Origin of the sequence: Streptomyces swartbergensis (genome assembly GCF_002148965.1) — a bacterium.
GTDB lineage: Bacteria > Actinomycetota > Actinomycetes > Streptomycetales > Streptomycetaceae > Streptomyces > Streptomyces swartbergensis.
Map to the genome: position 1 here is coordinate 1 of NZ_NGFN01000371.1, position 8,313 is coordinate 8,313.

Consider the following 8,313-nt stretch of genomic DNA (forward strand, 5'->3'; position numbering starts at 1 on the left):
GTGGGCAGCGTGCGGGCCCGCCGGGGCGGGACGACGTTCTCGGTGCCCGAGCCCTCTGCGTCCGAGCCCTCTGCGTCCGAGCCCTCGGTCCCCGAGGCGGATGCCGCGGGTCCGCGCGCGCCTGCCGAGGGGGCGGCGCTGGAAGGGGCGGGTCCATGAGCGACGTGCGCGTACCGATCCTCATGTACCACGCGGTCGCGACCGATCCGAACGACGCGACCCGCGCCCTGTCCGTGACCCCGGAGGCGTTCGCCGAGCAGATGGCGGTGCTCGCGGACCGGGGTCTCACCCCCGTCACCACCGCCGAGCTGGCAGCCTGCTGGCGCTCCGGCCGCGCGCTGCCCGAGCGGCCGGTCCTCATCACGTTCGACGACGGCTACGAGGGCGTGCACCGGCACGCCCTGCCCGTGCTCGCCAAGCACGGCTTCCCGGCCACCCTGTTCGTCTCGACCGGGTGGATCCAGGGGCCGTACGACACCGGCGGCGGCCTGGACACCATGCTGGACTGGGACCAGGTCCGCGAGCTCGCGGCGGCGGGCGTCGAGATCGGCGGGCACAGCCACAGCCACCCGCAGCTCGACCACGTCTCCGACGCCACACTGCGGTTCGAGCTGATCCACTGCAAGGAGATCCTCGCGGACCAACTGGGCTCCGTGCCGGCCTCGTTCGCCTATCCCTACGGCTACTCCAGCCGCCGGGTCCGGCAGGCGGTGCGCGAGACGGGCTACGCCCAGGCACTCGCCGTCGGCAACGGCCTCGCGCGCCGGGCGCAGGGACCGTACGCCCTGCGGCGCGTGACGGTGCGCCGCAGCACGGGCACCGACGAGTTCGAGCGGGTGGTCGAAGGCCGTGCGATCGCCCGTACGTTCGCCAGGGACCGTGCCCTCACCAAGGGGTACGCCGTGGTCCGCAGGACACGCCAGGCACGCCGGCTGGCCTCTCGCCTCGCGGCTTGACCCGCACCTGGGAAAACGCCGCGTGCGCACCGGGAAACCGGGTGCACGCGGCGCCCTCGTGCCGGATCATGGCGGCATGTCTGGAAACCCGCACGAGGCGCTGCCGATCCGGCTCAACGTCGACGACTCCGACTCCCCGTCCGATGTCGTCGACGCGCTGTTCCTCGGTCGCTTCGCGACGGGCGAGCAGCCGTACTCCCACGCGGTGAACATCGACCGCGTACGCTCCGGGGCGACGCTGATGCCGTCCGGCGCCCGCGTGCTGCGCGCCGCCCGGGACGACGACCGCAGCGCGACGCTCGCGGAGGGCGACGGCTGGACGCTGCTGATCTCCCGCTGGAACCGGGGCGCCGACGTCACGGTCACGGCGACCAGCGCCGAGCTGGCGAAGAAGGTCCTCGACCAGGCCACGGACGGCGCGGCGGACGAACCCGAACCGCAGCCGGAGAACGTCACGATGGGCTTCTGGTACGTCTCCCCGCGCCGCGGCCCGCACCGCACCACGCGCCAGATCGCGGCGGGCACCTGGGACGAGGTCCGGCCCAACTACACGGCGCCGGTGGCGGACGCGATGGACCGCCTGATGAAGACGACCCCCGAGGACATCTCGGGCCGGCTCCTCCTCCTGCACGGCCCGCCGGGCACCGGCAAGACGTCGGCGCTGCGCACCCTCGCCCGTTCCTGGCGGGACTGGTGCCAGGTGGACTGCGTCCTGGACCCCGAGCGGCTGTTCAGTGACGTCGGCTATCTGATGGACATCGCGATCGGCGAGGAGGACGCGGCGGGCAAGGGCCGCTGGCGGCTGCTGCTCCTGGAGGACTGCGACGAGCTGATCCGCGGCGAGGCCAAGCACACGGCGGGCCAGGCGCTGTCGCGGCTGCTGAACCTGACGGACGGACTGCTCGGCCAGGGCCGCAACGTCCTGGTCGGGGTCACGACCAACGAGGACCTGGAGCGCCTGCACCCCGCCGTCGTCCGGCCCGGCCGCTGTCTCGCCCGGATCGAGGTGGGCCCGCTGACCCGCTCGGAGGCGGTGAGCTGGCTGGGCCGCGAGGAAGGCGTCGGCCGCGAGGGCGCCACGCTGGCCGAGCTGTACGCGCTGCGCCGGGGCACGTCCCCGACGGCCCTGCCGGAGCCGCGCGGGGACGCCGACGCGGGGCTGTATCTGTAGCGGGGCCACCCGCTGGGTTCGCTCACAACCGCTTCTCACCTCCCTGTCACCAAGGCGTGCGAAGGTGTGCGCAGGAGCGACGCCGAGCTCCGCATGGACCAGGGAGGCCTCTGATGGCACACACGGCACCCACCGTGTTCAGCGAACCCGCCCACCGCGTCGCGCGGTGGGTCCTGCCCGTCGCCCTCGGTCTCGTCTACGGCGACTGGGTCGCGGTGAACCGGCGTCACGGTGGTCCGATCACCGGACCGGATCTGGCGTGGGGTGTGTGGAGCGCGCTCGCCTTCATGGCCGTCTGCATCGCCGTGGTCCAGGTGACCCGGCGCCTCAGACGCGACCTGCACGCCCTGCACGCCCTGATCCGGGCCACCTTCGCCGGCGCCGCACTGGGCTTCCTCTACAGCCAGACCGGCGACGACATCCGTCCCGTGGTCATCACGACCCTGCTGGTCACGGCAGCCGTCTTCCTGCTGCTGTTCTACCGCTTCCACACGCGCGCCGAGGCGTAGCGGCCCGGAGGACCGAGTCACCACCGCCCCTTCCAGGGCGCGCGGTGTTTTGATGGGTCTATGACCCTGTTCGTCGGCACGTCCGGGTGGCAGTACAAGGACTGGCGGGACGTCCTGTATCCGTCCGGGCTGCCGATGCGGCTCTGGCTGGAGGAGTACGCGGGGCACTTCGCCACCGTCGAGATCAACAACGCCTTCTACCGGCTGCCGGCCCGGGAGACGTTCGAGGACTGGCGCGGCCGGGTGCCCGCGGACTTCGTGGTCGCGGTCAAGGCGAGCCGCTATCTGACCCACATCAAACGGCTCAAGGACCCCGAGGAGCCGGTCGACCGCCTGATGAGCCACGCGGCGGGCCTCGGTGACCGCCTCGGCCCGGTCCTGCTCCAGCTCCCGCCCAACCTGCGCGCCGACCCGGGCCTCCTGGACGCCTGCCTCGCCTGCTTCCCCGCCTCGACCCGGGTCGCGGTCGAGCCCCGCCACGAGTCCTGGTGGACGCCGGAGGTCCGCGCGGTCCTGGAGTCCCGGCGCGCGGCCCTGTGCTGGGCCGACGTCCTGGCCCGCCCCGCGACCCCGCTGTGGCGCACCACCGACTGGGGCTACGTCCGCTTCCACCAGGGCCGCGCCCGGCCCTGGCCGCACTACGGCCGCCGCTCCCTCGCCACCTGGCTCGACCGCATCGCCACGACCTGGTCCGGCGGCGAGGACGTCTACGCGTACTTCAACAACGACCCGGGGGGTGCGGCGGTGGAGGACGCGATGACGTTCGCGCGGCTGGGGAGATCGGCGGGCCTGGAGATCACACGGACACCCGAGCGACTGACGCGGGCCGGCCGGGCATCGCCCTACTCCCCGTAAGCCGCCCGCAGGGCATCCCGTACCGCGGCGAGCGCCACGTCCTCCCCCTGCCCGAGCCTTCGCGCCCGCTCCACGTACGCCTGGGCGGCGACCGCCAGCTCCCGGTCGGCCGCCGAGCCGGCGGCGGCCACGAACGTGCCATGGCGCCCGCGCGTCTCGATCACGCCGTCCGCCTCCAGCGCCCGGTACGCCTTGGCGACCGTGTTCGCGGCGAGCCCCAGCGACTCGGCCAGCCCCCGCACGGTCGGCAGCCGGTACCCCACCGGCAGCTCCCCCGAACGCGCCTGCTCGGAGATCCGCGCCCGCACCTGCTCGTACGGCGGAGCACTGTCGTCGATGTCGATCTTCAAGGTCACAGGCCGATTGTCCCGTACCCGAAGGAAAATGGGAGGCACCCGGCGTGCGCCCCCCGTAACGTGCGCCTCCATGACCGTGATCGTGCGCGACCTGCGACCCGAAGTCCGAGCCGACGCCGAGGGGTTCTCCCGGACCCGCCGCCTCGCCCTGCCCTACATGCTGTCCACGCCCGAGTCCGTGGTGCACACCCTGACCCACGCCCACCCGGACGCCCACTTCGGGCAACTCGTCGCGGAGGAGGACGGCGAGGTCATCGGCACGGCCCAGATCAGCGTCGCGCACGACAGCCCGGAACCGGGCCAGGGCTCCGCCAACATCTACGTACGCCCCGACCGCACGCACCGCGGCGCCGGTTCGCTCCTGCTGCGCACCGCCGAGGAGCGCCTGGCGGGGCTGGGCGTGCGGAAGCTGTTCGCCTGGGTGCTGGACGAGCCGGACAACGTCGCCTTCGCCGAGCGGCACGGCTTCCGGGCCAGCCGCTCCGCCTACTTCCTGCGCTTGGACCTGGCAGGCGGCACGCTGCCGCCCCGCGAGGACCCGCCCGCCGGCGTCGAGCTGCGCACGGCCGCCGACCTCGCGGACGACCCGCGCCCGTTGTTCGAACTGGACGCCGAGACGGTGTCGGACGAACCGAGCGACATCGAGGCCGAGTTCACGGACTACGAGGCCTGGCTGGAGGAGAACTGGAAGCACCCGCTCCTCAGCCGCGACCTGACCACGGTCGCGGTCGTCGACGGCCGCCCCGCCGCCTTCAGCGTGGCGCACACGGACGGCACCCGCTACGGCACCGCCATGACCGGCACCGCCCGCGCCTTTCGCGGCCGGGGCCTGGCGAAGCTCGCCAAGAACGACTCCCTGCACCGGGCCCGTGCCGCGGGGTACACGGAGGCGTTCACCGGCAACGACACCGGCAACGAGCCGATGATCGCCATCAACAAGTGGTTCGGCTACGAGATCTGTGCCAAGGAAGTGCGCTATGTCCGTGAACTCGGCTGACGGGTCCGCCCGGCTGGACGTCGTGCTCGTCAAGGCGGGCCGTACGAAGATCCGCTACGCCGGTGAGCTCCTGACGGACGACGGCACCCGGGTCGCGGTCCGCGCGCCGTGGGCGGGCAGCGGCGTCCGCGACTTCGGCTTCGTCCGCTTCGAGCCCGGGGACGTCTTCACGGAGTACTACTGGCGTGACCGCTGGTACGCGGTGAAGGAGGTCCGCTCCGCCACGGGCGCGCTGAAGGGCTGGTACTGCGACGTCACCCGCCCCGCCGCGCGCTCCGGCCCCGAGCTGGTCGTGGAGGACCTCGACCTGGACCTGTGGGTCTCCGCGGACGGCACGGACGTACGACGGCTGGACGAGGACGAGTTCGCCGACAGCGGCCTCGCCGAGACGGACCCCGAGGCGGCGGCCGCCGCACGCGCCGCGCTCGACGAACTGGAGTCACTGGCTCGCGGCGGCGATTTCACCGCGCTCCTGGCCTGACCCTCCCCGCTCACGCCGTCACGGCCACCACCGCGTACCGCTCGTCCATCACCTCTCCGCCCCACAGCAGCGGATCGCCGGACAGCCGCTCCACGCTCACCTGCCCGGCGATCGGCGCGAGAAGGCCGGTGAGCCGCTCCGCCGGTATCCCGACGGGCTCGGTCGTCCCCCACACGCCCTCGACCAGCACCAGCCGTCCTCCCGGCCGCAGCAGCCCGGTCCAGTGCCGCAGAGCGCGGCCGGAATCGGGCAGGGCCCACAGGACATGCCGGACGAGCACGGCGTCGAAGCGCTGCTCCCCGACCGGCGGTGCCGCCGCGTCACCGATGAGGAACACGGCGTCACGCCCGGCCAGCTTCTGCCGGGCGAGCGTCACCATCGCCGGGGAGAGATCCACGCCCGTCACCCGGTGCCCCCGCTCGGACGCGAGGAGCGACAAACTGCCGGTGCCGCAGCCGAGATCGAGGACGTCGCCGGCCCGCCCGGGCAGCCAGGAGCGCAGCCGGGCGGCCCAGGCCCGGCGCACCTCCGGGTCGCGCAGCCCGTGGTCCGGCTCCTCGTCGAAGCCTGCCGCCCGCGCGTCCCAGTCCACGTCGGCGCCGGTGTTCGCCGAGGTCGTGCCGTCACTGTCGTTCGCCATGTGCCCAAGAGTGACACCCGCCACTGACACTCGAATCGTGACAGCCGCCACTGACAGACCAGGAGCGATGAGGAACTCTCCCCCGAAAGGTCTACCTCCGTGAGAACGCGGAACCCGGTAGCCCCTTAAGGAGGCAGCCATGCGCCGTGTGACCGTGCAGAAGCCCCTGAAGAAGACGGACGTCCGCCGGGTCCGCGAGGAGGCCGACGAGCGCCCCGCGGGACGCCCGGAAGTCCGCAAGGACATCGCACGCACGTGGTGGCCGGACGCCTGAGCGGCCGGTACCGATCATGAGACCCGTTCAGAACAGCCTCTTGCGGTAGTGGACGCGGTCGTAGGGCCCGTCCAGTCGTCGCTCCACCAGCTCATAGCCGTACCTCGGATAGATCTCCTGGTTCTCCCACATCAGCGCGTTGGTGTAGAGCCTGACCTCGGACAGCCCCAGCACACGCGCGTGCGCGTCCACGAACCGCAGCAGCCGTCGCCCCACTCCCCCGCCGCGCGCGGTGGGGTGGACGGCGATGGTGTCGAGGAAGAGATGGTCCTCGAACGCCTCGACCACGACGAGGCCGGTGACGGGCTCGCCCGTCACGAACACCTTGCCCGCGGCCACGTTCGCCGCGTGGTCCTCCTCCATGGGCTGCGGCACCCGCCCGATGCGCTCGATGTACGGGCGGAAAGCCGCGTCGATCACTCCCTCGACGACCGGTACGTCGGCGGCGCCGGCCGGCCGGATCTCCTCGTCTGCCATGCCGGGACGGTACCTACCTGATGCCAGCCTGAGCACTCCCTCAACGCGGCCATAAGGATCTCCCTCATCCGCCCTCGGCACCCTCCCGCTCGCCCTCACCGGGCTGACCCTCACGCCGGCGGCGCACGGTTCGATGGGCGCCCCGGTCAGCCGGATCGCGCAGTTCTACACCGAGGGCCCGGAGAGCCCCAAGTCGGCCGCGTGCAAGGCGGCGGTCGCGGCGGACGGCACGCAGGCCGCGCGACGGCCACCGACCCGGCCGCGACAGGCGGTTTCTGCACCTTCTCCGGCAGCCTGCCCGAGCGCTCCGGCAGGCATCCGCTGTACGCGGTCTGGCAGCGGTCGGACAGCCCGGAGGCGTTCTACCCCTGCTCGGACGTCAGCTTCGGCGGCGGCAGCGCGGCCGACGGCACCGCCCCGGCCCCGACGGCCTCCGCTCCGGCCAAGGAGCAGATCGAGGCGGACAACGACAAGTCGACGATCGAGCACCACGGGCACGGCGACGACGACCCAGCACTTCGGCCGAACCGGCCGCGGCCCCGGAGAGCCCCGGCCCGAACCGGCCCGAGGCGGCCCGAGGCGGCCGAAGCCGCTCCCAACCAGCCGAAGGCGGCCGGTGCCACGGAGAACCTCGCCGAGACCGGCGGCGACAGCAGCACCACATACCTCGCGGTCGGCGGCGCGGCCGCGCTGGCGCTCGGCTCGTCGGCCCTGTTCCCGTCGGCCCGGCGGGCGGACGGTGAGCGGCGGCCGCCACGGCCGCTGACCCAGGACTCGGGGCCCGTCCGGCGGCTCAGGCCGGACAGGCCCCGAAACGTTTCCCCTACACGTGTCAGTCGAACGCCGAGGCACAGGTGGTGGGCCTGGCCCGTGCCGGATCGAGGGCGTTGGCCACCTCATGGAAGGCGATCCGGTCGAACAGCCCGATGGCCACGTGCTCGGACAGGTCGGCCGGGCACAGGTCCTGGAGCAGGACGTTGCGCACGTCCGGCCCGCTCAGGTACTGGCTGCGCCACGGCGTGACCACCTGGTCGTACTTGGTGGCGATGACGGTGTAGCGGACGCCGGGCACGGTGTCGCCGCCCGCATTGAGCCGCTTGAGGAAGTCGGAGCCGGCGACCTGGTCGGCGAGGGCGGGAGTGGTCTTCGCCAACAGGTCCCCGGCGCCCGGGAAGTACGGCAGCAGGTTGGTGAAGCCGCTCAGTGTGGTGCCGTGGTTGCTGGGCGCGATGCCGACCAGGGCGTTCACCTTGGCGGCTCCGCCGAGGAACCGCAGGTAGTAGCGGGGCATCATGCCGCCCTGCGAGTGTCCGACGACGTCGGTCTCGGCGGCGCCGGTGGCGGCGAGCACCTTGTCGACGAAGTCCTTGAGCTGCCCGGCCGACTTCTCGACGGGTCCGAGGCCGTGGAAGAAGGAGACGCCCTCGAGCTGTCCGTAGTCGAGGGAGAAGACGCAGTAGCCGCGGACCTTCAGGTAGGGGGCGAGCCCCAGCCAGTTGTCGACGGAGTTCCCGAGGGTGCCATGGACGAGGACGACGGGGCGGGGATGGGCGGCGGACGGCTTGCAGGAGTAGTCGTTCCAGCCGGAGCCCGGGGC

General features: G+C 72.7%; 11 protein-coding genes and 2 pseudogenes. 9 read left to right on the plus strand and 4 right to left on the minus strand.

From position 1 onward, the window contains the following. The first annotated feature begins 155 nt into the window (after positions 1 to 155). From CA983_RS36790 to CA983_RS36805, 4 genes are all read left to right on the plus strand, one after another. Complete coding sequence (locus CA983_RS36790) at positions 156 to 956, plus strand: polysaccharide deacetylase family protein (RefSeq protein ID WP_086605081.1); 801 nt, start codon at positions 156 to 158, stop codon at positions 954 to 956. A gap of 76 nt (positions 957 to 1,032) precedes the next feature. After that, on the plus strand, positions 1,033 to 2,127 hold the full coding sequence (locus CA983_RS36795; RefSeq protein WP_086605082.1) for a DUF5925 domain-containing protein: 1,095 nt from the start codon (positions 1,033 to 1,035) through the stop codon (positions 2,125 to 2,127). Positions 2,128 to 2,240: 113 nt separating this feature from the next. Continuing rightward, a complete protein-coding gene (locus tag CA983_RS36800; RefSeq protein WP_086605083.1) occupies positions 2,241 to 2,636 on the plus strand; it encodes a hypothetical protein in 396 nt (131 codons plus the stop codon). 60 nt (positions 2,637 to 2,696) lie between these two features. Continuing rightward, entirely contained in the window at positions 2,697 to 3,491 is a 795-nt protein-coding gene (locus CA983_RS36805; protein ID WP_086605084.1) for a DUF72 domain-containing protein, read from the plus strand. Here the strand turns inward: CA983_RS36805 and CA983_RS36810 are convergent. Next, complete coding sequence (locus CA983_RS36810) at positions 3,479 to 3,847, minus strand: GntR family transcriptional regulator (protein WP_059422670.1); 369 nt, start codon at positions 3,845 to 3,847, stop codon at positions 3,479 to 3,481. The genes CA983_RS36805 and CA983_RS36810 overlap by 13 nt on opposite strands. 70 nt (positions 3,848 to 3,917) lie before the next feature. On the opposite strand from CA983_RS36810, the gene CA983_RS36815 reads away from it, so the two are divergent. Both CA983_RS36815 and CA983_RS36820 read left to right on the plus strand, forming a co-directional pair. Continuing rightward, on the plus strand, positions 3,918 to 4,844 hold the full coding sequence (locus CA983_RS36815; protein WP_086605085.1) for a GNAT family N-acetyltransferase: 927 nt from the start codon (positions 3,918 to 3,920) through the stop codon (positions 4,842 to 4,844). After that, on the plus strand, positions 4,825 to 5,325 hold the full coding sequence (locus CA983_RS36820; protein WP_086605091.1) for a ribonuclease FAU-1 family protein: 501 nt from the start codon (positions 4,825 to 4,827) through the stop codon (positions 5,323 to 5,325). Before CA983_RS36815 ends, CA983_RS36820 begins: the two co-directional genes overlap by 20 nt. 10 nt (positions 5,326 to 5,335) lie before the next feature. Here CA983_RS36820 and CA983_RS36825 read toward each other — a convergent pair whose 3' ends face one another. Beyond that, a complete protein-coding gene (locus CA983_RS36825) occupies positions 5,336 to 5,965 on the minus strand; it encodes a class I SAM-dependent methyltransferase (RefSeq protein ID WP_086605086.1) in 630 nt (209 codons plus the stop codon). Positions 5,966 to 6,104: 139 nt separating this feature from the next. On the opposite strand from CA983_RS36825, the gene CA983_RS49015 reads away from it, so the two are divergent. Further along, positions 6,105 to 6,239 carry a hypothetical protein gene (locus tag CA983_RS49015; protein ID WP_086605087.1) on the plus strand — a complete coding sequence of 45 codons (135 nt, stop codon included), beginning with the start codon at positions 6,105 to 6,107 and terminating at the stop codon, positions 6,237 to 6,239. A gap of 27 nt (positions 6,240 to 6,266) precedes the next feature. On the opposite strand, the gene CA983_RS36835 is transcribed toward CA983_RS49015, so the two are convergent. Then, positions 6,267 to 6,716, minus strand: a complete 450-nt coding sequence (locus CA983_RS36835; RefSeq protein WP_086605088.1) for a GNAT family N-acetyltransferase — start codon at positions 6,714 to 6,716, stop codon at positions 6,267 to 6,269. Between the two features lie 133 nt (positions 6,717 to 6,849). On the opposite strand from CA983_RS36835, the pseudogene CA983_RS49820 reads away from it, so the two are divergent. After that, positions 6,850 to 6,912, plus strand: a pseudogene (locus CA983_RS49820) (hypothetical protein); the annotation flags it as partial. 5 nt (positions 6,913 to 6,917) lie between these two features. Continuing rightward, positions 6,918 to 7,397: pseudogene (locus tag CA983_RS36840) on the plus strand (lytic polysaccharide monooxygenase); the annotation flags it as partial. 151 nt (positions 7,398 to 7,548) lie between these two features. On the opposite strand, the gene CA983_RS36845 reads toward CA983_RS36840, so the two are convergent. Then, a partial coding sequence (locus CA983_RS36845) for an esterase/lipase family protein (RefSeq protein WP_086605089.1) occupies positions 7,549 to 8,313 on the minus strand: 765 nt, incomplete at its 5' end.

Bases quoted from the DNA above. Each gene is read 5' to 3' on its own strand.
- CA983_RS36790 (WP_086605081.1), top strand. From the start codon at position 156: ATGAGCGACGTGCGCGTACCGATCCTCATGTACCACGCGGTCGCGACC.
- CA983_RS36795 (WP_086605082.1), top strand. From the start codon at position 1,033: ATGTCTGGAAACCCGCACGAGGCGCTGCCGATCCGGCTCAACGTCGAC.
- CA983_RS36800 (WP_086605083.1), top strand. From the start codon at position 2,241: ATGGCACACACGGCACCCACCGTGTTCAGCGAACCCGCCCACCGCGTC.
- CA983_RS36805 (WP_086605084.1), top strand. From the start codon at position 2,697: ATGACCCTGTTCGTCGGCACGTCCGGGTGGCAGTACAAGGACTGGCGG.
- CA983_RS36815 (WP_086605085.1), top strand. From the start codon at position 3,918: ATGACCGTGATCGTGCGCGACCTGCGACCCGAAGTCCGAGCCGACGCC.
- CA983_RS36820 (WP_086605091.1), top strand. From the start codon at position 4,825: ATGTCCGTGAACTCGGCTGACGGGTCCGCCCGGCTGGACGTCGTGCTC.
- CA983_RS36825 (WP_086605086.1), bottom strand. From the start codon at position 5,965: ATGGCGAACGACAGTGACGGCACGACCTCGGCGAACACCGGCGCCGAC.
- CA983_RS49015 (WP_086605087.1), top strand. From the start codon at position 6,105: ATGCGCCGTGTGACCGTGCAGAAGCCCCTGAAGAAGACGGACGTCCGC.
- CA983_RS36835 (WP_086605088.1), bottom strand. From the start codon at position 6,716: ATGGCAGACGAGGAGATCCGGCCGGCCGGCGCCGCCGACGTACCGGTC.